At 39.6% G+C, this 26278-nt stretch carries 25 protein-coding genes; 7 read left to right on the plus strand and 18 right to left on the minus strand.

Translation table 11 applies throughout. The features are described 5' to 3' along the window. Both KNQ97_RS08125 and pcaD read left to right on the plus strand, forming a co-directional pair. The coding region (locus KNQ97_RS08125; protein ID WP_253612055.1) for an acetyl-CoA C-acyltransferase at positions 1–706 on the plus strand (706 nt) is incomplete at its 5' end. A gap of 10 nt (positions 707–716) precedes the next feature. Next, positions 717–1496 (plus strand): 3-oxoadipate enol-lactonase, encoded by a 780-nt coding sequence (gene pcaD, locus KNQ97_RS08130; RefSeq protein ID WP_133237330.1) that lies wholly within the window; start codon positions 717–719, stop codon positions 1494–1496. Between the two features lie 56 nt (positions 1497–1552). On the opposite strand, the gene KNQ97_RS08135 is transcribed toward pcaD, so the two are convergent. The 13 genes from KNQ97_RS08135 to KNQ97_RS08195 form a co-directional block, all read right to left on the minus strand. Next, positions 1553–3040, minus strand: coding sequence for an NAD-dependent phenylacetaldehyde dehydrogenase (locus tag KNQ97_RS08135; RefSeq protein WP_253612057.1), 1488 nt, complete (start codon positions 3038–3040; stop codon positions 1553–1555). Between the two features lie 35 nt (positions 3041–3075). Continuing rightward, positions 3076–4293 carry a hypothetical protein gene (locus KNQ97_RS08140; RefSeq protein ID WP_253612134.1) on the minus strand — a complete coding sequence of 406 codons (1218 nt, stop codon included), beginning with the start codon at positions 4291–4293 and terminating at the stop codon, positions 3076–3078. Positions 4294–4435: 142 nt separating this feature from the next. Then, complete coding sequence (gene tynA, locus KNQ97_RS08145) at positions 4436–6751, minus strand: primary-amine oxidase (RefSeq protein ID WP_253612058.1); 2316 nt, start codon at positions 6749–6751, stop codon at positions 4436–4438. Between the two features lie 209 nt (positions 6752–6960). Next, the gene (feaR, locus tag KNQ97_RS08150; RefSeq protein ID WP_253612059.1) at positions 6961–7875 is read right to left on the minus strand and encodes a transcriptional regulator FeaR; all 915 of its coding nucleotides are present in this window, start codon (positions 7873–7875) and stop codon (positions 6961–6963) included. Positions 7876–8073: 198 nt separating this feature from the next. Further along, positions 8074–9030, minus strand: a complete 957-nt coding sequence (locus tag KNQ97_RS08155) for a p-hydroxyphenylacetate 3-hydroxylase reductase component (RefSeq protein WP_253612060.1) — start codon at positions 9028–9030, stop codon at positions 8074–8076. 45 nt (positions 9031–9075) lie between these two features. Beyond that, positions 9076–10029 (minus strand): PDR/VanB family oxidoreductase, encoded by a 954-nt coding sequence (locus KNQ97_RS08160; RefSeq protein WP_086443259.1) that lies wholly within the window; start codon positions 10027–10029, stop codon positions 9076–9078. Between the two features lie 34 nt (positions 10030–10063). Next, complete coding sequence (locus KNQ97_RS08165; RefSeq protein ID WP_253612061.1) at positions 10064–10801, minus strand: SDR family NAD(P)-dependent oxidoreductase; 738 nt, start codon at positions 10799–10801, stop codon at positions 10064–10066. A gap of 10 nt (positions 10802–10811) precedes the next feature. Next, positions 10812–11297 carry an aromatic-ring-hydroxylating dioxygenase subunit beta gene (locus tag KNQ97_RS08170; RefSeq protein ID WP_001056937.1) on the minus strand — a complete coding sequence of 162 codons (486 nt, stop codon included), beginning with the start codon at positions 11295–11297 and terminating at the stop codon, positions 10812–10814. 10 nt (positions 11298–11307) lie between these two features. Further along, positions 11308–12585 carry a Rieske 2Fe-2S domain-containing protein gene (locus tag KNQ97_RS08175; protein WP_253612062.1) on the minus strand — a complete coding sequence of 426 codons (1278 nt, stop codon included), beginning with the start codon at positions 12583–12585 and terminating at the stop codon, positions 11308–11310. A 29-nt stretch (positions 12586–12614) separates the two neighbouring features. Further along, the gene (locus KNQ97_RS08180) at positions 12615–13142 is read right to left on the minus strand and encodes a nuclear transport factor 2 family protein (RefSeq protein WP_000130498.1); all 528 of its coding nucleotides are present in this window, start codon (positions 13140–13142) and stop codon (positions 12615–12617) included. Between the two features lie 10 nt (positions 13143–13152). Continuing rightward, complete coding sequence (locus tag KNQ97_RS08185; RefSeq protein ID WP_000387550.1) at positions 13153–13512, minus strand: hypothetical protein; 360 nt, start codon at positions 13510–13512, stop codon at positions 13153–13155. Positions 13513–13540: 28 nt separating this feature from the next. Continuing rightward, positions 13541–14689 carry an acyl-CoA dehydrogenase family protein gene (locus tag KNQ97_RS08190; RefSeq protein ID WP_060706136.1) on the minus strand — a complete coding sequence of 383 codons (1149 nt, stop codon included), beginning with the start codon at positions 14687–14689 and terminating at the stop codon, positions 13541–13543. A 36-nt stretch (positions 14690–14725) separates the two neighbouring features. Next, entirely contained in the window at positions 14726–15835 is a 1110-nt protein-coding gene (locus tag KNQ97_RS08195) for an amidase (protein ID WP_253612063.1), read from the minus strand. Positions 15836–15984: 149 nt separating this feature from the next. Here KNQ97_RS08195 and KNQ97_RS08200 point away from each other — a divergent pair, with 149 nt between their 5' ends. The 3 genes from KNQ97_RS08200 (at position 15985) to KNQ97_RS08210 (ending at position 19588) form a co-directional block, all read left to right on the plus strand. Further along, entirely contained in the window at positions 15985–16452 is a 468-nt protein-coding gene (locus KNQ97_RS08200; RefSeq protein WP_000884019.1) for a MarR family winged helix-turn-helix transcriptional regulator, read from the plus strand. 413 nt (positions 16453–16865) lie between these two features. After that, the gene (locus KNQ97_RS08205; protein WP_001076619.1) at positions 16866–18215 is read left to right on the plus strand and encodes an MFS transporter; all 1350 of its coding nucleotides are present in this window, start codon (positions 16866–16868) and stop codon (positions 18213–18215) included. Positions 18216–18331: 116 nt separating this feature from the next. Beyond that, positions 18332–19588 carry an OprD family outer membrane porin gene (locus KNQ97_RS08210; RefSeq protein WP_253612064.1) on the plus strand — a complete coding sequence of 419 codons (1257 nt, stop codon included), beginning with the start codon at positions 18332–18334 and terminating at the stop codon, positions 19586–19588. A gap of 35 nt (positions 19589–19623) precedes the next feature. On the opposite strand, the gene KNQ97_RS08215 is transcribed toward KNQ97_RS08210, so the two are convergent. Genes KNQ97_RS08215 through KNQ97_RS08230 form a run of 4 tightly spaced genes read right to left on the minus strand, consistent with a single transcriptional unit; the run spans position 19624 to position 23458 of the window. Next, entirely contained in the window at positions 19624–20367 is a 744-nt protein-coding gene (locus KNQ97_RS08215) for an SDR family oxidoreductase (RefSeq protein WP_001140447.1), read from the minus strand. Between the two features lie 15 nt (positions 20368–20382). After that, complete coding sequence (locus tag KNQ97_RS08220) at positions 20383–21081, minus strand: histidine phosphatase family protein (protein ID WP_000208318.1); 699 nt, start codon at positions 21079–21081, stop codon at positions 20383–20385. Continuing rightward, on the minus strand, positions 21078–22199 hold the full coding sequence (locus tag KNQ97_RS08225) for a phosphotransferase family protein (RefSeq protein ID WP_118978028.1): 1122 nt from the start codon (positions 22197–22199) through the stop codon (positions 21078–21080). Before KNQ97_RS08225 ends, KNQ97_RS08220 begins: the two co-directional genes overlap by 4 nt. Before the next feature lie 17 nt (positions 22200–22216). After that, positions 22217–23458: an acyl-CoA dehydrogenase family protein gene (locus KNQ97_RS08230; protein ID WP_118978027.1), complete on the minus strand. Its 1242-nt coding sequence runs from the start codon at positions 23456–23458 to the stop codon at positions 22217–22219. Between the two features lie 88 nt (positions 23459–23546). On the opposite strand from KNQ97_RS08230, the gene KNQ97_RS08235 reads away from it, so the two are divergent. Beyond that, positions 23547–24467 (plus strand): LysR family transcriptional regulator, encoded by a 921-nt coding sequence (locus tag KNQ97_RS08235; protein WP_118978026.1) that lies wholly within the window; start codon positions 23547–23549, stop codon positions 24465–24467. Positions 24468–24509: 42 nt separating this feature from the next. Then, positions 24510–25322, plus strand: coding sequence for an IclR family transcriptional regulator PcaU (pcaU, locus tag KNQ97_RS08240; RefSeq protein ID WP_000030961.1), 813 nt, complete (start codon positions 24510–24512; stop codon positions 25320–25322). 88 nt (positions 25323–25410) lie between these two features. Here the strand turns inward: pcaU and KNQ97_RS08245 are convergent, their stop codons facing one another. Continuing rightward, positions 25411–26277 (minus strand): MBL fold metallo-hydrolase, encoded by an 867-nt coding sequence (locus KNQ97_RS08245; RefSeq protein ID WP_001187026.1) that lies wholly within the window; start codon positions 26275–26277, stop codon positions 25411–25413. Position 26278: the final 1 nt, after the last annotated feature.

Below are 26278 nucleotides of genomic sequence, written 5' to 3' on the forward strand. Positions count from 1 at the left end.
CGCTGAACAGTTCAACGTCAATCGTGCAGATCAGGACCAGTTTGCCTTGGTGAGCCAACAACGCACCGCAAGCGCGCAAGCCAAAGGCTTTTTTTCTAAAGAAATCGTGGCGGTTGAAATCCCTCAGCGTAAGGGCGATGCTGTTGTGATTGATACCGATGAGCATCCACGTGCATCAACCACCCTTGAAGGTTTAAGCAAACTTAAACCTGTAGTTAAAGCAGAGGGTACGGTCACTGCGGGGAATGCTTCAGGCATTAATGATGGTGCAGCGGCTCTGCTGATAGCTTCTGATGATGCAGTTCAGGCTTACAACTTAAAACCGCGTGCCAAGATCATTGCTTCAACAGCCGTAGGTGTAGAACCACGCATTATGGGTTTTGCCCCAGCACCAGCGATTAAAAAATTACTTAAACAAGCCAACCTGACTTTAGATCAGATGGATGTAATTGAGCTGAACGAAGCCTTTGCTGCACAGGCTTTGGCCGTTACCCGTGATTTAGGCTTACCAGATGATTCTAACAAGGTAAATCCAAACGGTGGAGCAATTGCTTTAGGTCATCCGCTTGGTGCATCAGGTGCACGCCTTGTGACGACAGCCTTAAACCAGCTTGAAGAAACAGGTGGTCGTTATGCCTTATGTTCAATGTGTATTGGTGTGGGTCAAGGCATCGCATTGATTATTGAACGTGTTCAAGCACTTTAAGGAGAAAGAAATGCCATCTTTTCAATCTGCCGATGCACAAATCAACTATCAAACTTTTGGTGAGCCATCTTCCCCTGCTCTGGTGTTTTCCAATTCTTTGGGCACTAACTACGGTATGTGGCAAAAACAGTTTAATGAGTTAAAAGATCAATTTTTTGTGATCTGCTATGACACTCGTGGTCACGGTTCATCCTCTACACCTAATGGTCCATACACTGTAGAGCAATTAGGTGAAGATGTTGTTCGTTTACTTGACCACCTGAATGTTAGCAAAGCTGCTTTTTGTGGTATTTCAATGGGTGGTTTAACAGGTCAATGGCTGGCGATTCACTACCCTAACCGTTTTAGTCATGTGGTTGTGGCAAATACTGCTGCTAAAATTGGACAAGAACAAGCATGGCTTGACCGTGCAAAATTAGTACGTGAGCAAGGTTTACAGCCAATCGCAGCCACAGCAGCTTCGCGATGGTTTACAGATCCCTTTATCCAAAGTCATACTTCAATTGTCAACAGCCTGTGTAACGACTTAAGTGCTGGCAGCGCAATGGGCTATGCCAATTGTTGTGAGGCTTTGGCTAAAGCGGATGTCCGTGAGCAGTTAAAAGACATCAAAATTCCTGTATTGGTGATTGCTGGAACCCAAGACCCTGTAACGACTGTTGCAGATGGTGAGTTTATGCAGCAACGCATTCCACAAACACAACTTGCAGAGATAGACGCTTCTCATATTTCCAATGTAGAACAACCCGAAGCTTTTAATAAAATTTTAAAAGATTTTTTATTAGGTTAATTTTAATGATTCAAAAAAATGGCCTATATAGGCCATTTTTTATATCTCGTAGAAACTTAGTACCGAATCATGACCGATTTTAATTCGGTGTAATCTTCAATAAAGGCATCTGAAAACTCTCTACCAATTCCTGAAGCTTTCACCCCACCAAATGGCACTGATGGGTCTAAGAACGTATGCATATTCACCCATAAGGTCCCTGCTTCAATCTTAGGAATTAAACGTAAAGCTTTAGACAAATCATTTGTCCAGATACTTGCGGTTAAACCAAAGCGCGACTGGTTCATCAGTTGAATGAGCTCTTCATCAGTTTCGAATGGCATTACCCCGACCACTGGACCAAAAGTTTCCTCTGAAAATAAAGGATCATCCGTATTTTTAAAGGAAATTAAAGTCGGCTGTACAAAATACCCTGTCTGACCTAGAGTCTCACCCCCTGCAATAATTTGGTTGTTGGCTTTTGCCATATCTAAATAATATTTTACTTTATTAAAATGTGGCTGATTAGAGAGTGGGCCAAACATACTTCCCTCATCCATGGCCGAACCAATTTTGAAACTAGAGAGTGCTTTCGAGAGTTTATCAACTAGTTCATCATATTTTTTACGGTGTACAAAAAAACGCTCTGGGGATGCACAAACTTGACCCTGATGCACAAAAGTTGCTTGCAACAAAGTCGGTAAAATCTCATCAATATTTGCATCTGCCAAAACAGCTATGGCATTTTTACCGCCCAATTCTAGACTTACCCGAGTTAAATCACTGCTCATCGCAAGTTTACCGATGGCGATACCTGTTGGTACTGAACCTGTAAACGAAACTTTCTTAACGAGGGGAGATTCAATTAAATATTGCCCTGTATCGCCCTTACCTGTCACTACATTAATTACACCGGCTGGAATACCTGCCTCAATCGCAAGTTCAGCTAAACGTAATAAAGATAAGCTGGCAAACTCACTTGGTTTAAGCACAATGGTACAACCAGTGGTTAAAGCTGAACCGATTTTCCAAACGCCAATCATCAGTGAGAAATTCCAAGGCACAATCCCTGCAACCACACCTACTGGTTGCCTTAAAGTAAAGGCCGTATATTTTTCTCCTTGCATAGAAGGAATAGAGGGTTGCATGGTTTGACCATTAATTTTGGTTGCCCACCCTGCAAAATATCTTAAGAAAATAACGGATTGTGCGACCTCAAGATGACGGGAAATATTGATAAGTTTTCCGGTAGACAACGTCTCGAGCTGTGCAAGTTCTTCACCATGTTGTTCAATTAAATCTGCCAACTTATTTAGTTTAACGCCACGTTCATACGGTGTAGTTTCAGCCCAAGCATTTTGAAAAGCATGTTCAGCACTTTTGACGGCGCTTTCGACATCGTGTTGACTACCAATACTAATTTGAGCAACCACTTGTTCAGTAGATGGATTCACTATTTCCACTTTATCTAAAAGCTCGGCAACAACTAACTTTCCATCAATAAAATGTCCATGTTGACGTGCCATAAATTGCTGTACGCTTTGTAAAATCTTAACTTCACTCATTTTTTTATTTCTCTCAATTCATTTAAAAGGATTTATTAATAGATGTATTGCAAAATTAACTGCGCATAGACATTGGTTTTGTCATCGTAGTTTTGAGTACCGCCACTATGGATATCGTGTTTTGGTTTATAAAGCCCCACCAAAGGAATCACGTTGAATTTTTTATTAACTGACCAGACCGAAAAGACATCCAGCTCATGTCCATCTACATTAGTTAAAGACTTATTTACTGTTTTGAACTTATAGGCCAAAGCACCCAACATAAAATTTTCTTTCAAGTTCATCATGTAAGAAACTTGATGAATATTTGCATTTTTATTGAATGGTCCAGCATAGTTTCCGGCAACTTCGCCTTGAAACCATGTACCAAAGCCGACGGTATTTCCATAAAACATAGGGTCGTATTGGTCTGAAAAATGACTAAAACGGTAGCCTAATGAAGGCGTATATTTTGAAGATAAAAAGTTATAGTTCAGCGCTAAGTAGCCAGCATTTTCTTGGCCATCTTTTTTATCTTGAACTACAAACTCAGTTTTAACTTGTATCTCTGGTAAAGGTTGATAATTCAAACGTAAAGCATAATTTTTAAGATCTTCGCGCCCTGAAACGTGTTCAGCATCTTCAAGGTCTAATACATTTAAGTAAGTAAACCCAACGCCCTTATCTTTAAGCTGATACATCAGATCAGTCACAAAGAGTTCTGGGGAAAATTGTGCTTTATTATCTGACTTTAAATAAGCCATCTTTAGCGTTGTATTCTCTTGCGGTTTGTACTGAAGCAAACTTGTAAAATCAAAGCTTCGACGGGCTGCCAGATAATATGCGCCGCCCCGATCGAGTGCACCATCCGCCGGCACTTTACCGAGGTTTAATGCATCACCCGCGATAAAGAACCCGTCACCAATCATGATATTTTGTCGACCGATACTTAAATCATAAGTCGTCAACTCATCTTTATTGGTGCCATCTTTAAAGCCAATGACCCATTCATTTATATCTGTTTTACGTTCTTTGCCATTACTATTTTGGCCGGCATCACCATCACCAAATGTTGCCGAGCTAATACCGCTCAAGCTTGCATAGAGTTGATTGTTTTTAAAGGTATATTGCCCTTTAGCACCATATTTAAGATGGCCTTCTTGCCAATTGATTCTTTCATCCTCTAGGTTTTCACCGTTATAGCTTTTACCACTACTAAAAGCCCCAAAAGTTGCTTCAAAAGTTGGCTTAATTTCAAGCTCACCAGCATGCACAGTTGAAAAAAATGAGACAAAGAGAGTCCCTCTCATAACCTGAGAAAATAAATTTTTCATTTAGAAATTCCTTTTGCGAACGGCCTAAACGTGCTCACGTATGGGTAACTTATTCGTTACCCATCCTCGTTCATGTTTGTCTTTAGTGATGGTCGTGCTGCGTGCTTTGCTCTTCTTCACCCAAGTTTAAAGTCGGGGTGTTGTCAAAGAAGTTCCAAGGTTTGATTAGGGTATAAACCCATTCTGTCGGCATAATTGGCCATTCTTCAGCACGTGCCACATGGGTTGTGCCTGTTGTCATCCACACCACAAGGTCTTTATTTTCAATATTTTCGTTGTTACCAATGAACTGTCCTAACCCTGTATCATGAGTCGAACGGTTTGAATATTTCCCTTCAGGATAGCGTTCGTCTGGATTGTATTGAGTCACCCAAATTTGCTTATCCATAAAGTTCAAACGTTTAAATAACCATTCATCTTTAGAAAAATTAGCTCCTTTCGCCACAGGGTGTGTTCCACCTGCAAACGGAATCAATTGGTAAGAAACCGGATTACCTAATTTATTTTCCTTATTGAAATTAGACAGTAATCGAATGGTAGATGGATCAAATTTTTCAGCCGCATTTTGCTCATTGGTAATGACTTTACTATCGATTTGCATCGTGCTTGTACGAACCCCACCTTTGTCATTGGCTTTCACTACAGGGTCCATATGCATAAAGCTGTTATTTTCCCCATCTACGTCCATGTCTAAGCGGAAGTTATAGATGTGCTGATGCGTTGTACCCACAATATTATGGTCAATTAAAGTTCCATATTTGGTGTCTTCTTTGGCAGTACTGTCATGCATGGTGCGTGCTTTAACACCTTTAACAGCTTCAATACCCGTTGCACCCGCATTAATTCCAATTACACCATTTTGGGAAAATACCCAGTCAAACATGTAATCGTAGTTTCCAACCGTACTAATCCAGCGTACGACAAGTTCACGGCGTGCTTCACTGGCATCCTGATTGCCAAAAATTTCGTGATGTTTATATTCAGGCCCTGCATAACGTTCAAATACAGCAATGGCATTTGGAATTACTTGTGGTTGGCCTTTGTAATCTGCAATCACGGCATCAAGTAAAACAGCGTTGTCGGGTGCATCTGTTCCCGGAATAATAGATGAGGTAAGTGTACCCATACCATATTCGCCAGAGTCTAAATAAGATTTGAAGTACCATCCAATATCAGGGTCACCATATGGAACCACCATTCCACCCAAGTTACCTTCATACATGACTTTCCGCTTTACGCCTTTATCTTTGTAAGTCACTGTTGAAAGCTGTAAGCCAACACGAGAATCTAACGCCACATGCAAACACCAGTTCCCCCAATGTATGGTTTGACCGGTAATGCTAAAGTTCTTACCCTCAGGTTCAGTAATATTGAGTGGTTTTAGCTTACTTGCTACGGGCTTATTCGACATATAAGGTCGATTTGCCATTGGCACAGGAATGATCGCACCTTCTTCAATCTTGATAATTTTTTCTTTATCTAAATCGACTACAGCAACTAGGTTCTCAATAGGATGCGCCCAATAGTTGCCATCGCCGACATCGAGATAAGCGACGACTTTTAATATATTGAGTTGTTTATCCAGACCATCTTTACCGCCAAAATATCCAACAGTTAGCGGAGTAGCGATCACTTTCTTCACATCGGTAATGCCGCGTTTGCGTAACGCGTCTTGATATTCTTTACTCGTCTCAATTACGCGCTGTACGGCTTCAAAATTATCGAGCAAAACCATACCGTGAGTATCTTTAAGTACATTCCATTTTGTGACTTGTTGAGTATTAAGATTAACTTCACCTTCAATCGCTTGATTGCCCTTTAATAAAATAAATGAGGCAATACGATCTTCTTTAAAATCTTTATGATTAATAAAGTAATCCCATACTTTGGCTTTTTCAGGTTCTTTAAGCTTTAACTCGGCAAAACGCATATTTTTATAAGCGTATTTCGAGCGGTTAATCACATCAAATGTCTTTTTAATTTCATCGGAATTTAAGCTATTGAGTGGATGAAACGTATTTTCAATTTTAAAGGTTTGATCTAACCCAGACTGGAAGACTTCGTTAAAAAAATCTTTTCCAATAACAGGTTTACCATCTTTAATTAATAACGGGACACTGAGTTTTAAAGGTTTGCCATTCACTAAAACCTGATTTGAGTTTGGCTTGGCTCTCACCACTATAGAGCCTTTGGTAATTGTATAGGTATTGGTAAAGTCATCTTTAACAACTTTAGCGCCTTGCTCACTCATGTTCTGATAAAGTGAGACCATGTCGGCCTTTGCACCATGAGCAAACGCTTGAGTATTGAGTCCCCAAAAGCTTGCAGCGATTGATAAGTTAAGTGCCAGTATTTTTTGTATGTCATTCAATAATCGTTGTTTACGCATTGGTTTCATCCTTTTCATCTATCCCTGAACTATCTGAATCAGACAGTTAAAATGCACTTTCCTGTGAGTGAAATTCATTAGACCAACTTAATAGTTCTATGGTTATTAAGCTTATCTAACCTGCTCTAATGAATTTAATTTCAACACAGTTACATAGGGCTAGCTTGTTCAAGAATGACGTCGAATTTGTCTAAAAATGACATTAAAAGAAGAAATATTTAAACCGACATACCCTCTCTAAACTCTTTAGGAGAGATACCATATGTTTTTTTAAAGATCTTTGAAAAATGAGCACCGTCCCAGAAACCCCACTTCAAGGCAATTTGGGTAATTGAACTCTGTTTGTTCTTTTTATCAAGTAAATCCGCTTTGACTTTTTCTAGACGCTTAAGCTGTATATATTTGTTAATAGATAAATTTTCTTGAAGGAACAAACGGTAGAGATGTCGTAGTGATACCCCAATATGCTCTGCAATTAATTTAGGTGTTAAATCTGGTTTTGCTAAGTTCTCTATAATAAAACGCTCGGCTTCTTCCATCAGGTTATTGGAGCTATGAACATTTTTATAATTGATTGTGGGTTTGATTAAAGCAATCAGCGCATCTTCAAAAGCATTACCATCTTCCGTTGCATACCAAAGTTTGATGTTTTCAGCAGACATATTTTTCAAAATATTCTTGAGTAAAAAACCACTCATATTTTGAGTAATCAGTTTTCCAAAATATTCAGTACTAATATTTTCTTTAAGTAATTTTTCACGCGACAGGTGCACTGAAATCTGGCTTACCAAACCTTGCGGGTACATCGAAATTGTTTCGACTGGGTCGACCAAGACAATATCGCCTTCATTTAGGCTTAAGGTTTCATTTTTATACTCGAGCAGCATTTTTCCCGAATACTGCAAAATCAAAAAACAAAAACGATTATTTACTCGATCTATTTCATCGGCTTTTCGGACAATTTTATTGGCATTGTTTTTGATAAAAGCAATTTCGGTATCGCCCAATAAAAAGCACTGAACCTCACCAATGAATAAATTACGGGTTCCATCAAAATCGGTTTCAAAATTGCCGCACACATTTTTAATATGGTGCGTCCATGTGAGTAATGCATCACTTACATATTGGTTCATCCCTTACCTCTCTATACATGTGCCACCGCTCAAAATTTTGTGTTTGTGGTGGTGCACTGTCTTGGCATATTTGCAATCATGTTTTATTGATAAACAAATTGTGTGCCAAAAATTCCTTATCCGTGGAATTGTTTTGATGATAGTCAGCTAGATGTAAAAAAGCTGATAAATCAATTCAATTTATCAGCTTAATGGGGCTTATGCTACTCCTGCAAAATCTCGCAGCATGGTTATAAAAATATCCTTTTGCTCATCAGAATATTTTTTAAACACCTCATTTTGGTGGCTATCGGCAATATCAAACAAATACTGCGCTGTTTGTTTACCTTTCTCGGTCAGGGCGTACAAATTATCGTGATCGACCAATAACCCTTCAAATTTTAAGATTTCAGCCGATCTTTCCACTTCTTGCATTGGCATAGCAATATCGCGCGGTAAATCTTCTTTACTAGAAGCAGTACCACTTGCCAAAACAAGCAAGAGACGAGATTCACTGGTACGGAAACCCGAAGCCATTTGCTTTGGAATATAGTCGGTTTGATAAGCTTTGAAAGCACGGCTCATTAAGTAGCAGACATTATTATATAAGTGCCCATAATGTGTTTGGTCTAAGCCGCTCTGTTCAGTTTGCTTAACTTGAAGGCTTGGATGCGGCATTACACAAGAATATGCACCTTGATGGTAAACCAGCGGGCTTCGGCCTTGGTCTTGAAAACGAACCACTTTACCAATAATAATCCAGTGGTCACCCCCTTCGATCACTTGATAACGTTCGCACTCAAACACCGCAGAACAATTTTCTAAAATGGGTGCGCGTCCTGCGCCAAGTTGAAAATTTGTGTCGGCAAATTTATCAATATTGCGTCTCGAAAACCTATTAGATAGCTCAATTTGCGTACCCGATAAAATATTGACTGCAAAATGTGTCGCTTCTTCAAACACGGAAAAGCTTGAAGACTTTTTATCAATGCTCCACAAAATAAGTGGTGGATCGAGTGATACCGAGTTAAAACTATTTGCGGTTACACCGACTTTCTCACCTTGTGCATTTTGTGCAGTCACAATGGTAACGCCTGTTGCAAAATTTCCTAATGCTCGTCGAAACTGTAGTGGATCGACCGTAAACTCATCTATTTGTTGTAATACATTCATCATCTTTCTCCTAAACCTTCTCTTACATCCATATAAATCGCGAGAGCATTAGATATCTAAAACTAATCTCGGTGTTTTAGAGCGTGAACAGCACACTAATATTTGCTCATTGCTGGCCTTTTCTTCGTCAGTAAAATAAACATCTCGATGATCAGGTTCGCCTTCAATCACATCGCACATGCAGGTTCCACATACGCCTTGCTCGCAAGACATCTCAATCTCGATGCCTTCTTTAGCCAAAGCCTGCAAAATGGTTTCGCCAGCTTCGACCATAATGATTTTTCCGCTACGCTCAGCCACCACCTCAAATGAATCTCCCGAGGTGTCAGTTTCGACTTGGAAATACTCTTTGTGGATTTGCTGCTCAGGAAAATCGTGAGTTGTGGCGAGATTAATCACCCAATCCATGAAACCGACTGGACCACAGGTATAAATATGACTCTCTAGGTCAATATCTTTAATGGCAGATTCAAAAAATGCTCTGTGGCTTGCGCCTTCAGATTTAAAATGGAAAGTTGTGTATTGTGCTAACACACCATTTTTAATTTCATCAACAAAAGCACATTTTTCAGGGCTAGCACCACAGTAGTGAAGCTCAAATGATGCACCTTCATGTACAAGTTGATATGCCATCGTAATTAACGGCGTAATCCCGATTCCACCGCCAATCAACACACTGTGCTTGGCTTTTAAAAGTGGGAATAAGTTTTTCGGCTCACTGACCTGAATTTGCATCCCATCTTTAATTTCATCAAATGCAGAAATCGAGCCACCACGTGATTCAGGGTCACGTAAGATTCCAAGGCGAAACTTTCCTTCGTCATTTGGATTTTGGCAAAGCGAATATTGGCGCACCATACCATTCGGTAAGTGCACATCAATATGTGCACCGGGTTCAACCTTTGGTAATGCAGCAGAAGTTGCAGATTCAAACTCCATAACTGCAATATTTCCACCTTCCACATGGCGATTTTTAACGACAACATCATAAAGTGTAGTCATGATTTAACTCCCTTTTCATGGTTAAGCGATTGGTTTAACGCATGAATAAACCACCGTTAATATCCCATGTTGCACCAGTCACAAAACTTGCATTTGGACTCGCAAGCAACCCACAAGTTTCAGCAATAAAGTGCATACTTCCTAAGGCTTTAACCGGAATATTCTGGATGAACTGTTCCATTTTTTCGTCTGGCACCACACTATGAACGATCGGTGACTCCATCGGTCCCGGTGCAATCGCATTGACCGTAACACCTTTTGCCGCAAACTCTTTGGCAAAAATTTTGGTTAACGTCACAATGGCCCCTTTGGTTGCCGCGTAGTGTGCACCCGTTGCAGTACCGCCGTTTTGTCCCGCTAAAGACGCCATATTAATGATGCGTCCATAACCTTTTTTGGCCATATATTGGCCAATAATTTGACAAGACTGAAAGGTGCCGCGTTGATTAACTTGGGTCACCCAATCAAAATCGGCTGCGGTAATTTCTAATACAGGCGTTGCTTTGGTGACGGTGGCATTGTTAATCAACACATCAAGTTTAGAAAATTTCTCTTCAATCCATTGCACCGCTGCATGAAAATCTGCCTCAACCGAAATATCCAGCTTTAAAGGAAACATATTTTGGGCATACTGACTTTGTGCCTTAGCATTTTCGGCTTTTTCAAGCGTACTTGCCGACAAAATCACTTGATGGCCTTGGCTCGCAAAATATTCAGCAATCACATTACCAAGTCCAGAAGCAGCACCTGTCACTAAAACAACCTGTTTCATGTTACCGCTCCTAAAGAATGTAGCTAATACCAGCCAAGGTATCGGTTGAGTTAACTAAGTTAATGATTTTACGGTTAATCTTGAAACCTGTATCAGCATCACGAGTTAAATGGTACGTAATATCGGCCGTGTAATGCTTGAGGTTTTCTTTACGGAATTCACGTAAATTTTGAGCACAGCGTAAAACGATTTCATCATCTTGATCTTGAATCACTCGTACTCGCGAAATACTGCGTACCGTATTCGCCTTTGGTGCCGTAGAAATTGCCTCACCATTCTCAAGACGCTCTACCCGTAACTTACGCATATGATTATCGTCGTAGGCATAATTTAAGTTGTTTTCGTAGTCTGTGAGGTTCGGGTCAATCGGAATGATATAAACACCTTTTTCATTCCATAAATTGAGCCATTCACGGTACTCGCTGTGGTCTAACATATCTGCTTCAGCCCAGATGAAAGCAGTGACTTCATTTAATAATTGCAGATTCATATTCATTGCTCTCTCCTTAAGCTGTCATCATCTTTTTCCATTGCTGATATGCTGCACGCATACCTGTTTCAGCACTGACATCACTTTTTAAGCCATCTTCAGTTTTGACTTCACCCGGTAAACCGCGGTTGAGCATGATCCATAAATCATTACCGGCATTGGCACCGTGTTGCACGCGTTCCCAAGCCTCAGAGTCATCTGGCGTACCAAAACCAAATGGGCCTTGGAAATGTTCATGCAAACGTAAACGATATTGATTGGCAATTTGTGGACCGCCATCCATCGTAATCACCGAGTGATGAATTTCTGTTTCAGCAACTGAAATTGGCTGTAACACACGGAAGAACGCCATTGAACATGCAATATTCGGGAATAAATTTAAGTTAAAGCCCGAACCACCAACTGCTCGAACAATACGGCGTACTTCTAATTCTTCATGCCCTTCGTCACGTAAAGCTTGAGCCAAGTCTTCGAAACGCTCTTGAATTGGACGCTCCATTAAGTCTTCTTCTAAATCGACCAGTTCAGGAATCATCACCATGACACTGTGACCGTTTCCTAAGTCTTCAACAAAGCCCGGCTGGTTTTCGAAGTTAAAGAGTTCTTCGGTTTTTTCATCGACAGAACTTAAGAATGACTTGTGTACCAACGGGAAGTGATATGCATCGGTGGTATTTTCAAGCTGGATTTTCCAGTTACCCGGGAAACGGAAACGGTGTTCGCCCAACACTTTAATTGGATAACCTGCGCCTTGTTTCATAAACAGATCAATCCATTTTTTCGCAGGCCCAAGGAACTCTTCAAGTGGTTGAATGTCTTCTTTAAATGAAGCGAAGATCATGCCGTTATATTCTTCTACCTGTAGACTCACCAGCGGTAATTCTGACTTATCTAAACAATCGCCGTAACTTTCCGGAGATGGCACACCACGTAAACTGCCATCAAGTGCATAACTCCAACCGTGATACGGGCATACAAAACTGTTAGTTTTTCCTTTTTTATGTTCACATACGGTTGCTGCACGGTGACGGCAACGGTTTAAAAGTACATGGACTTTCTTTTTACGGTCACGCACCACTACAACAGGCTGTTTACCGATATTAATGGTTTTATAGCTTCCGCCTTCTGGAATTTCGCTGGCATGCGCAACCCACACCCAAGTGCTATAAAAGATTTTTTCCATCTCTTCATCAAAAATGCGTTCATCTTTATAAAGAGAGGTATGGGCACGGTCACTTTTAACTAAAGCATCATAATCAATGCCAATGTTATGCGTTGGGATAATACTGTTCATATCAATAGTCCTTTTAAATATGTCCTGGGTCATTCCTGGGAAGGTACCGGCAACTCGGCTTCACTGTGCCAATGCGATACCGGACGACTGAAAATATTCTGTGTTTGGAAATGTTTAATTTTCCATGTTCCATCTGCTTGCTTCTGAAACTTCACCTTGAGCTTTGCTGCATTTAGATGACTACGGCCATCTTGAAAAGTTGAAGTTTGCAACATCAGCCATGAAGCATTTGCATCATTTTGATTTACATAAATTTGTTCTGAATTTACAAAGTGTGCATTCATGACAAAGTGAGATTCTTTTTGTGTATAGCGTTTGAACATGTCATAAATCGACTGCCAAGAATCATAACGACCAAAAGATTTGGAATATTTGTCACCAATACCTTCCCAAATACAGTCTTGATCAAAAAGATTCATCAACTCATAAAGATCTGTATTTGCATTGAGCTCGTCGCAGATTTCCATATAACGGTTTATGCAGTTACGAATGGCATTGTGTGCTTCCAACTGTTCTAGCCGTTCTATAATTTCTGCAATATTCACTTTGTCAGTCATTGCGGTCGCCCTAACGTTGAATAATCAATTCACGCCCAACACGAGCTTCAACTTTGCAATATTTCCAAAGTTTGTATGGCCCTTCACCCACCACGGTCGTTCTAAACAAGTTACAAGCTGCATGTACTGTCTCAATATCCGGAACATCTGCAAGCAAATAAGTGGTCCAAGGCCAGCCCGTACTTGCACCCACCATGCTTTGGTCATCATCAAGATTCCCAAAAACATGCACACCAGGTAGGTCATGAATGCCATTCCACATTTCACCAAATGCTGCCCAAACCGCTTTTGCTTCAGCAGGTTCTGCATCAAAAAAGTTCTGGTTAATACCCATGCAAAACAACACGCGTAATGGTTTTTTAGCTTCCATCTCAATATTCCTTTTTCAAAATTTAAACTTATAGATAACCTGGGGTTGGCTTTAACCCGAAACTGACTAAACCTGCATTTTGTAAAGTTGCATCACCCATAAAGGCATGTTGGGTCACCACGTTGGTGTCATTTACAAAACGGCTAAATGGATTGTTGGTATAAATCGCTGTCATACCCGCGAGCATTTGCATTTTTCGGGTCACTTTGGCGCAAACGCGAGCTGCATGTGTACATGCCAGACGCATATCACTAATCTGTTCAGCAGTTGCTTCACGACCAGCAATAATTTCATTCCAGACAATATCCATGGTTTGATAAAACCAAGACTTTGCCGCCTGAAACTCTGCATCAGCTTGAGCAAACTCATATTGAGTCACTGGGCGGTTTGCAATTTCTGACCCACCCGTAATAGATGCTTTACCCGGTGCTAATTTTTCAAATTCTTCTAATGCGGCAGCTGCAACACCAATACCCACCACGGTTAATACTTGAGTCGCTAAAGACAGTGATGGATATTTAAAAAATGGCTCGCTGAGTTTTGAAGGTTCACCCCGTACAAAGGTCCATTTCTTTTCGACCAATACATCTTCAACCACCAAATCATGACTTCCGGTACCTTTTAGGCCAACAGTGTCCCATGTCATTTCAATTTTGGCTTTGTTGGCAGGCATCACGGCCATACGTGGTAAACCTTGCATTTCATTATTTTTAAGGGGTGAAATTCCCACACCAACAATGTCAGCGCCCATACAGCCGCTTGAAAATTTCCAACGTCCGCGCACCACCACACCTTCATCGGTAATTTCGGCAGGCTGCGGCGGGAAAATACCTCCGGCAAATACGACATCTGGCCCGTTTTGGTATAACTCTTTCAGCGTTTCTTCGGGCAAACTTCCTAAATACGCAGGGCTCATACCGAAACTTGCCACCCAACCCACTGAACCATCAGCTTTAGATAAAGTTTCGATCAACTCACAAAACTGCCGTGGTGACCATTCTTCACCACCAAAACGTTTAGGCACCAAAGCACGGTAAACACCAATTTTTTTAAGTTTTTCGATAATGTCTTGGCTTACATAGGCCTGATTATCAAATTCACCTGCACAGGCACGCTCACGAATTTCTTGGCACAAAGCATCTAAGTCAACTGCTTTGTCTTGAGAAGCAAACTCCATTTTAGACAACTTATTCATCATCTAACTCCTTGTAATTTATTGCATTGCATCAACACAAAATTTAGCTATTGCACATAATTGCTCATCTTTTTGATGCTTTGATACGATCTGTAAGCCCACAGGCAAACCTTCACTGGTTTCAAGTGGCACTGAAATGGCTGGATGTCCTGATAAATTAAATGGTCGAACTAAACCGGTTAGGTTCAAAAAAGCGACCGTGTTTTCAGCTTCAGAAACTTTTGGTGGAATTTGTGGAAGTGTCGGCAGAACCAATGCATCATATTTTTCTAATAAAGCATCGAGTTCCTTTGTTAGCTGCGCTTTCACAACTTCTGCTTGCTTTACTTGCTCTAAAGTGGTTTGGGCTGCTTTTAATAAACGATTATTTACATCAGAACCAATTAAGCCTGTTTGGGTTAACTCACCAAAAGCTTGCCAGTTTTCATAGTTAATAATCTGCATGCCTGCATCATAAGCTGCTTCAAAATGTTCAACTTTTTCTAAAACGGTCTCTAAATTCGCTTTTTGAAGTGCTTGATAAATACAGTTCCAAACAACCTCATCTGCTTTGACATTGAGCAGCGCAAGTTTTGGTGTACGAGTGCATTCAGCCGGCTTAAAAGTTGGATTAATAATTTGCATGGCTTTTTCAATCATCTCGACTGAATTTGCAAAAGGACCAACGCAATCTAAAGAACTTGACGGCGGGTATACACCTTCGCGACTTACCCGACCGAAAGTCGGTTTTAAACCATAAACTCCACAGCACGCAGCGGGCATACGAATTGAGCCGCCAGTGTCTGTCCCTAAAGTAAAATCAGCTTGTTTTGCAGCGACGGCTGCAGCCGAACCACTCGAAGACCCACCTGGAATAAGTTCAGGATATTTAGGGTTAATAGGTGTACCAAAAGCGTGGTTAATACCTGTAATTCCAAAAGCCAATTCGTGCAAATTTGTCTTGCCAATAATTTCGCAATCAGCTTTTAAGATGTTTTTAACCACCTCTGCATCATCGTGCGCAGGTTCAACTTCTAATAAAGCTTTACTGCCAGCAATGGTTTTTAGACCTTGAATATCAATTGTGTCCTTCACCATCACCTTGAGCTTGCCACTTCCTTTGTGCACACTTTGGCTAATAATATTCATTCACTTTTCCATGTATTTTTATCCATTAATTAAAATATCAGAAAATTTAATGGAATTGTCAAGTAATTTTTCTAATGTGCGTTCAAGGAAATATGCAAAATTTTGTTTATAATAGAATTACCCTTTTTTTACTAAGTTATTGCTTAGCTATGCTTGATCATTTAGAACAATTTCTTCCCAATAAAGAACCGTCGAGTATTCAAAACTTCCCCTTTTTCTGGATTTCCCAAGTTAATGGTAAATATTCACAACTTATTGAAAAATCTATAAAGAAACTTGGCATTGATAATACTCGCCGCAAAATTATTTTAAGTACCAATGCGCTTGGGGAAGCCAGTATCACTGACATTGCCAATCTTTCTACTTTAAAACTCACAACAGCAACAAAGGCTGTATATCGTTTGGTAGAAGATGGAATTGTGGAAGTCTATTCTTCTACCGCTGATGAACGGATTTCGATGGTGAAATTAACGGCTAAAGGTGTTGAGCTGGTTGAACAGATTAACCAAATTAGTGTGGTTACCTTAGCGGGGATCCTCAATGCTTTTTCAGAAGATGAACTGCATAACCTAAATCATCAGTTAAAAAAGTTATTTGATCTCATGCCATCAAGTTAATTATTTCCATCGACACTAAATTAACTTGTCTCTAGAGCAGTTAAAGCTAGTCTTTCTTTAGCTGCTCACTATAAAAAAATCCAATATAAATAATAAAATTTATTAAATTCAAATACTTAAAACAATTAAACCCTCCCAATAGCTCACTTAACATACTTTTTAGGTATCTAAACATACTCAACAAGTAATGGAATTTTACATATAAAAAGAAAATAATAATTCAATAATCTAGTCAGCATAACTATTTCCGTTTGTGTTAAGTCACCTTCTTCAAGGCCCCTTACCAAACCAAATTCAATCATTTCTAGCCGTTTCATTATTCATTTCAAATGGGGACGTATCAAAAATTTTGAGGATGAATAGAAGCTAGAGATCAATTTCTTTAAAGCGTTTTATACATAAGGATTAAGTGTATGAACCAAAGTAATATCGCTGTTGAAAGGACACAAAAGAAAACCAATGCATATGCATGGTATGTGGTCATACTTTGTATGTTGGCCTATATTTTTTCATTTATTGACCGTCAAATTCTAGCGTTGATGATTGAACCCATCAAAGCAGACCTTCAACTTTCAGATACTCAATTTAGCTTGTTACATGGCCTTGCCTTTTCACTATTCTACGCTGTGATGGGCTTACCATTAGCCTATATTGCCGACCGTTTTTCCCGACCAAAACTGATTTCAATCGGGATTATTGTCTGGAGCTTAGCAACAGCAACTTGCGGTTTAAGTAAAAACTTTATTCAACTATTCCTAAGCCGTATGGCTGTGGGCGTTGGTGAAGCAGCTTTATCTCCAGCGGCCTATTCAATGTTTAGTGACATGTTTAGTAAAGACAAACTAGGCCGCGCGGTCGGGATCTATTCAATTGGTGCTTTCTTAGGTGGAGGTATCGCCTTTTTAGTTGGAGGTTACGTGATTAACCTACTTAAAGGCGTGACACTCATTGAAGTTCCTTTATTAGGTGCACTCAAGGCATGGCAAATTGCCTTTTTAGTGGTGGGATTACCCGGCATTATTATTGGTTTGCTGTTTATTTTGACAGTTAAAGATCCTGCACGTAAAGGACAACAGCTCAACCAAAGCGGACAAGTTGACCAAGTTAAATTCACGCAGTGCCTTCAGTTTATCAAGAAACATGCAAAAACTTTTGCTTGTCACTATTTAGGTTTTACCTTTTATGCAATGGCACTCTATAGCCTAACTAGCTGGACACCTGCATTTTATATTCGTAAGTTTCAACTCGCGCCGACTGAAACAGGCTATATGCTCGGTACGATTCTGTTAGTCGCAAATACATTAGGCGTATTTTGTGCAGGCTGGCTAAACGACTGGTTTATTAAAAAAGGACGCCAAGATGCACCGATGTTCACGGGGGTGATTGGTATTGTTGGCCTGATTATTCCAATTGCATTTTTCACCCAAACAGATCAACTCTGGCTTTCAGTAACTTTGCTCATTCCTGCAATGTTCTTTGCCTCTTTCCCACTTGTGATTTCGGCAACAGCATTGCAAATGTTAGCCCCCAACCAATTTAGAGCACGCCTTTCTGCCCTATTCCTTTTGGTAAGTAACTTAATTGGACTAGGTGTTGGTACAACATTAGTCGCAATTATTACAGATAAGGTTTTTGGCAATCCATTAATGGTGGGTTCTTCTTTATCTATTGTGGGTGGTTTGTCCTGTGTACTGGCTTTGGCTCTACTTTTTAAAGGCTGTAAATCCTTTAGTGAAAGCATGAAGCTTGAAAAATTACGTTAATTGAAGCAACAGCCACTTATAAAAACAGGAGTTCCCTTTAAACAATTTAGGGAACACCACACCAATATTTCACAATACGTAATGCCGAGGACTGGCATATATCTTGGAAATGGATTATGGAATTATTTCACCGTTTTAAACCACACACTTTAGCTTTTGCCACTTTATTTATTATGTGTAGCAGTTCTTGGGCTGCAAATCCAAATCAGCAAACTGAAGATGAGTGGAAATTCACTTTAAAAAATGCCTATATCAATCGTGATTTTGATAATGACGCCCTTAAAGATACTGGTAGTTGGTCTCAGGCAGCGTCATTATTTTATAAGTCGAAAATGCATGACACTCCACTAGTCATAGCAGATAAACCTATTACGATTGGAGCTGATGCTTCCGTTCAATACGCCGTACGTTTGAGTTCAGACAAACATGTCGCAGATACAGTTTTGCCTTTTAATAAAGAAACGCAATCTCAAGCATCTGATTATCTAAAATACGGCGCGACTTTAAAACTAGGTTATAACAAAACACTTTTAAGTGTCGGTGAACTCTGGCTAGATTTACCCGTCACTGCCGTAGATGCTAGTCGTCAGTTACTCACTTCGTATTGGGGAACCAATCTTAAGTCACAACTTTCAGATCAACTCTATGCAGAAATTGGTCGAGTTGAAAAAGTCTCGCCACGAAATGAAGAAGATTTTAAAAAGTTTTCGTTCACAGCAAATGGAATTACCAAAGAATCTGATGGCTTAAATTATATTGACCTGCGCTATCAATTTACGCCGTCTTTGAAGGGTGAATATTATTTTGGTAATTTAGAAGATCTCTACAATAAACACTATGTAGGGCTTGAGCATACGTGGAAACAACCAACTTTTGCCCTGACCTCCAAATTTAAATACTTTAATGCAAAAGATGACGGCAATACCTTTGATATTGATGCCCAGAACATTGGGTTACTTGAAACCGTTAAAGTAAAAAACCATACCTTTGGTTTGGGTTACCAACAAATTATTGGAGAGTCGGCTTACCCATTACCAGATGGCTTCTTACCAGAAACTTATTTCATTAACTGGAATGCTACAGGTTTCTTTAAAGAGGATGAAAAGTCTTACCATGTCATGTATGGCTATGACTTTAAAGATTATGTACCTGGCTTAAACGCGATGGTGAAATATGTTTACGGTCATGACTTTAAAGCAGCTAATGGTGAGAAAAACCACGAAACTGAGTCTAATGTGATTTTAAACTATGCATTTCAGCAACCTTTCCTAAAAGGCGTGGCCCTGCAATATATTCGTATTGATTACAATGTAAAACATGGGAATGACTTTGGCGAAGACCGTTTATTCGTCAATTACACCAAAAAATTCTAAATAAAAATTACCCCCTAATTTTAGGGGGTAATTTTTTATCCTAATTTATTAACCAATCTCAAAGGTAAAACCTTCATGGCAATACTCATTGGTAACCACGGCCACTGCGGTACATAAGCTTTTACAGGTTGTTTTTCGATCGCTTTGACTAAAGCTTTACACCCTGTTTTGGCGTCGACTTCAAAAGGTAGATGTTTAGCACCTTCATTCATTTCAGTTCGGATGTAACCCGGGAAAATGGTTGAGACTTTAATTGGGGTATCAAGTAATTCAGCACGAATACCCTCGGCCAAGTGAGCAACGGCAGCTTTACTTGCCGCATAGGTCGATAAATGTTTTGGTAACCCACGCATCGCACTCATAGACGACATGACCACCAAATGACCTGCATTTTGCGCTCTAAAAATTTCAATCGCTGCCTCACACTGTGCTAAAGCAGAGATAAAGTTTGTTTCGGCCGTGGCTCTGTTAATTTCAAAATTACCTTTACCAATACGGCGACCATTTCCGACTCCGGCATTTACAATAATTCGGTCTAAATAGCCAAATTCTTGTTTAAAGGCACGAAAAACTTCAAAAACCTGATCGTAATTGGTAACGTCCAGACTTTTCGCAATGACTTTAATACCGTACTGATTCTCAAGTTCCGTTTTTAAATCTTCCAATCTGTCTAAACGGCGTGCACAAATCGCCAAGTTATAACCTTTTGCTGCAAATTCATGCGCCATACCTGCGCCTAAACCAGAACTTGCACCTGTAATTAAAATTGTCTTCGCCATGCTTTTATCCTTATTTTAAATCCATGTCAGTAAATCTGGACGCTCAGCTTTTATAAAATGGTGTTCATTTAAACTTAAAACCTGAGCTTCATTTCCAACTAAACGTAAAGTCGTGAGGCTTGTATTGGTAATTGCCCAATTCAAAGCAAAAGTTCGATTAGGGCTCAGTTCAAGCAGCTTGCCAATTGCTACCGAAATCACACCACCCGAGGTAAAAACGACTGCATAACGAGGTTTGGTTTTTGCCAACTCATCACAAAGTTGCTGTAGCGCCGTTTCGACTCTATTTTTAAAATGCGGCCAAGACTCATCATATTCATGATGAAAATCGCCTTCGGTCCATCGTTCAATCGCACCTTCAAAGATTTTGGCAAGATACGCGCGAGGGTTATGCTCTTTTGCGACATCGGCTTTTAACAGTTCAGGCTGTTCAAAACGCGGCTCATAACGGGCAAAAACCTGTTGATGGTTAAACTCATTCCATAAATTATTATGATGAATTACCGCATCTGGAAAACATTCTTTTAGTGCAAGCTGTGCAGTTTGTTCATGGCGCTGCATAGTTCCTGCAACTACATAAGGTTGTTCTTTCAATATTTTCTTAAAATATTGGCCTAATAAAGTCGCTTGAGCTTCACCATTTTCAGACAACTCATCATAGTTACTTTTACCAAATGATGCCTGTCCATGCCTTACCAGATAAATTGTGGTCATCTTCTTAAAATACCCTGTATTTTCTGTAGAGATTGCTGAGCAAATTCCGATTCTTGCAATTTTTGCTGGGCGATAAGTTTTAAAGCTCTGATATGTAGTGCATGAATGACAATCCAGAAATCTTTAAAAGCAGGGTTTCGGGTTTGTTTATGGTAATAACGATAATAGATTTGCTGAGCAATCACGGCTAAACGGAATACACCGAAGACTTCATAAAAAGTCCAGTTTTGAGGTTTTAGACCTGTTTTTTGCAAATAATAGTCAACGACTTCTTTACGAGAGAACATTCCCTTTAAGTGAGTAGGCTGACGGCGTGTCGATCTAAAAATCATATTATCCGTGGGCTCAACCCAATAGGCCAAAGCGCTACCTAAATCCATTAGAGGATCACCCAAAGTCGCCATTTCCCAATCCAGCACCCCAATCACTTCAGTTGGATGTTTTGGATCTAAAATCACATTATCAAAACGCCAATCATTGTGAATAATACAAGTCGTAGAGTCTTGAGGGATATTATCGTTTAGCCATTTTCGAACATATTTAAAAGAAGGAACGTTGATTGTGCGGACTTTTTGATAGCGTTTATCCCAACCCTCAACTTGTCTACGGCAATATCCTGTACCTTTACCTAGTTCAGCTAAAGGCGTGTTCTCATAAGGAACTTGATGTAACTCAATCAATTTATCAATAACGTTTACACAAAGCTCATGAACATCTTCTTCAGTAAAGCCAAGCTCAGGCGGTAATTTTGCACGAGGAATAATTCCTTCAATGCGTTCCATGACATAAAAATCACAGCCAATAACGGTTTCATCCTGACAAAGCGCTACCATTTTAGGAAGAACTGGATAATAAGGGGCAAGGTTTTTCTGCACCATATATTCACGGGCCATATCGTGGGCTGACTTGGCTTTTGTTCCTTTTGGTGGACGTCGTAAAATTAAATCCGTATTTTCATACTTTAAACGATAAGTCCAATTCGACGCCCCGCCCGTATATTGAGTAACCACTGCTGAACCAACTAGCTCAACACCTTGGTTTTTTAACCAGTTTTCAACTGCCCCAATATCAAGTTCTTCACCATCACGTACTTCACCGCCTACATCAATTACCGACATATTCACTTCCTTTAAACTTATACTTTCTTATGACGACCATAACCACGTTTGGCCAACTCTAATTTAGCAATCATGCCTTTATGTACTTCATCTGGACCATCAGCTAAACGTAAACTGCGTGCTTGGGCAAAGAAACCTGTTAATGGCGTATCTCTTGAAACGCCCGCACCGCCATGTAGCTGAATTGCCATGTCGACTACTTTTTCTAATACGCTTGGAGCGACTACTTTAATTGCAGATATTTCTGTTAAAGCGGCCATGTTTCCTAAAGTATCCATTTTATAAGCAGCATACAAGGTTAAAAGTCTAGCTTGATCTATGGCTACTCGCGCATCGGCTACGCGTTCGAGGTTTCCACCGAGTTTTAGAATTTCTTTGCCAAACGCCGTTCTAGACATGCCTCTATCAATCATAAGCTCTAGTGCTTTTTCAGCAGCTCCGATACAGCGCATGCAATGGTGAATACGCCCCGGCCCTAAACGACCTTGTGCAATTTCAAAACCTTGCCCCGCTCCACCAATAAAGCTTTCAATAGGCACTCGAACATTATTAAAGTGAACCTCACCATGTCCATGCGGCGCATCGTAGTCACCAAACACAGGTAACATACGTTGAATTTCAACACCCGCCGTATCAATCGGTACTAAAACCATAGAGTGTTGATGATGGCGGTCTTTAGTTTCATCTGGAGTATGGGCCATAAAAATAATGACTTTAGCATTTGGATCACCTAAACCAGACGACCACCATTTTTTGCCATTTAAAACAATTTCATTACCATCGATGAGTGCGGTCGCTTGCATATTGGTGGCATCACTTGATGCAACATCTGGTTCAGTCATGCAAAAAACAGAGCGAATTTTTCCGTCCAATAAAGGCTCTAACCATTGCTGTTTTTGCTGCTCACTGCCATAGCGCCATAACACCTCCATATTTCCCGTATCTGGTGCATTACAGTTAAAAACGGTTGGTGCTAATAAACTACGACCAGTTAATTCAGCAATATGCGCATATTCTTGAACAGTTAACCCTGCACCGAGTTTTTCATCGGGTAAAAACATATTCCAAAGGCCTGCCTGTTTGGCTTTAGATTTTAGAGTTTCTAAAAGCTCAGGCCACTGCCATTTTTTCCAGTTTCCATCTGGATTTAACTCGTGAACTTCTTCCCAAAATTTTGCTTCGACAGGTTCTATTTCTTCTTGAATAAATTTTTTAGTTCGCTCAGCAAAATCTTGAGCTTTCTTGGAGAGTTCAAACATTCTTTTTCCTTTACATCATTATCTGATCTTTACATCAACATAACTTGAAACTTAATATGAATGAAATGATTTTATTAAATAACGTGTCATGAATAATATTCATAACCTACATGGTCTAGACCTAAGTTTTTTTCACCGAATTGATATTAATTTATATCCGCTTTTTATCGCGATTTATGAGCAAAAAAGTATTTCAAATGCGGCAAGTAGTCTCAATATTACGCAGTCAGCAGCAAGTCATGCTTTACAAAGATTACGCCAGCAACTTGAAGATGATGTATTCATACGAGTAGGCAATAAAATGTCAGCTACTCCTTTTGCAGAACAAATTTATCCGACAGTGAAACAGGCGCTTTTAACTATTCAAAATATTAGCCAGCAAAAACATGTCTTTGATCCAATAAGTTTAAAAAATTTAAAAATCGCCGTGCATGATGAAATTGAGCCAATTATTCTTCCAAGGTTAGCTCAACATTTTCAAAATCTTAATTTAGATTTGCAGTTTGTGAGTATGAAGCTAGATCGAAAACACATCATGGCGGACTTGGCGACACAGCAGCTCGATTTCGTGATTGATCTAGAACAATACTTATCTCCAAAAATTACCTTTGATCATTTGGTGACAGATGAGTTCGTTATTTGCAGCCAACTTAAAGAAGTTGATTTATCTACTTACATCAGTGGTCGGCACATTGGTGTTTCGTCACGCCGTACGGGCGCTTTACTTGAAGATATTTATTTAAACCAACACCAAAAAATTTCAAGAAATGTATTTATGCGCTGTCAAAACTACTCAACCGCGTTACAAGTCTTGGGAGCCCAAGCCGACGCAATACTCACCATGCCCCGTATGATTTTGCAGCATTTATCTTATAGCCCTAAGATTCGGTTACATTCTCTACCTTTTGAGATGACCAATATTAAAATGGGTATGTTTTGGCACGAAGATTTAAGGGATAATTTAAGGCATCAATTTTTGCGACATGAAATTATTAAACTTTTTCAGTAAAGCAAATTGATCTACTAAGCTTCTATCGTACAAGGATCAGTAATGAGTAAAGATGAACGGATAATCCAGAATCAGGACAACAAAAAAACGATTCGTCATGAAGATTACATTGCTGGCATTGGTAAAGGCATGGCGATTTTAGATAGTTTTAGTAGTAATCAACATCGTTTAAACATTTCTATGGCGGCTGAAAAAACCGGGCTCACCCGAGCGGCAGCAAGACGCCATTTATTAACATTAGAATATTTAGGATATCTTGAGTCAGATGGCCACTATTACTATTTAACCCCAAAGGTTCTTAAATTTTCAGGAGCTTATTTAGGTGCAGCTCAGCTTCCAAAAGTGTCCCAGCCTTTATTAAATCTGTTAACTAACCAGACTTCCCTTATTTATTCAGTGATGGTTCTTGATGGTTATGAAGCCATTACCATTGCCCGTAGTGCCGCGCATCAACAAACCGACCGCGTAAATCCATATGGTTTGCATTTGGGTAACCGCTTACCTGCTCATGCAACTTCAGCGGGTAAAATTTTACTGGCACATTTAAGCCAAGAAGAACAATTGGACTGGCTTCAAAAATATCCACTTCAGCGTTTAACTAAATATACGCATGTCGAAAATGATAAATTTTTAGAGTTACTAAAAGAAATCCGAGAACAAGATTGGTGTTATTCACGTGAAGAGCATGAATTAGGTGTTCATGCGCTCGCCGTACCGATTTATGGACAAGATTTTAAAGTGGTTGCTGCTTTAAACATTGTTTCTCCAACCATGAGAACAACTGAAGAATATTTAATTCAACATATTTTGCCGCTATTGCAAGAGACTGCGCGGGATTTAAGGCAAGTTCTTTAAATCTCACTTAGGCTATTTCCATAAGATTAATTTTTTGCTTAGGCTATTTGAATAAGTAAAACGATCAGAATGTATGCTTAGGCTATTTCTAAAAGTAATTAAATGGGATTTTTAAATAGCGGATGCCATTCGCTTCAAGTTCCGGAAAATTTCCACCGTTCATATTAATTTGAATTGAAGGCAGAATTAATTTTGGCATTGCCAAAGTAGCATCTCTTTCTTGACGCATTTTTATGAATGATTCTTTGGAAACTCGTCGATTTAAATGGATATTGCTTTGTTTTTGAGTTTTTATATCTGTTTGACAGATATATTCGTCACGGCCTTCAGGCTTATAGTCATGGCATAGAAACATACGCATGTCGTCGGGAAGTGTATAAAGCTTTTGTACCGAATCATAAAGTGCAGCAGCACTCCCTTTAGGAAAGTCGCATCTAGCCGAACCATAATCGGGCATAAATAAAGTGTCCCCGACAAAAACAGCATCACCAATCACATAGCTTAAACAAGCAGGTGTATGCCCTGGTGTAGGAATGTTATAGGCTTCTATCTCCCCTATTTTGAAATGTTCATAATCTTCAAATAAATAATCAAAAGGCTGATTTTCATTGAATTTCTTAAAATCAAAATTATAAATAGCCGAAAATGTTTCTTGTACTACCGAGATTTTTTGACTAATCGCAATTGTACCGCCCAATTTAGATTTTAAATATTGAGCCGCAGTCATATGGTCCGCATGTACATGGGTTTCTAAAATCCATTGTACTTTGAAGTTTTGCGCCAAGACATAATCGACGATCAGATCAGCATTAGTTGTTTTTGTAGTGGCCGAAGCAGCATCATAGTCAAGCACACTATCAATAATTGCACATTGACGGGTTGCTAAATCCGCAACAACATAGCTAAAAGTATTGGTATTTTCATCAAAAAAATCTTTTACTAGAGGTTGTTGCATA

This window comes from Acinetobacter sp. UC24323 (assembly GCF_024151445.1).
Classification (GTDB): Bacteria; Pseudomonadota; Gammaproteobacteria; order Pseudomonadales; family Moraxellaceae; genus Acinetobacter; species Acinetobacter baumannii.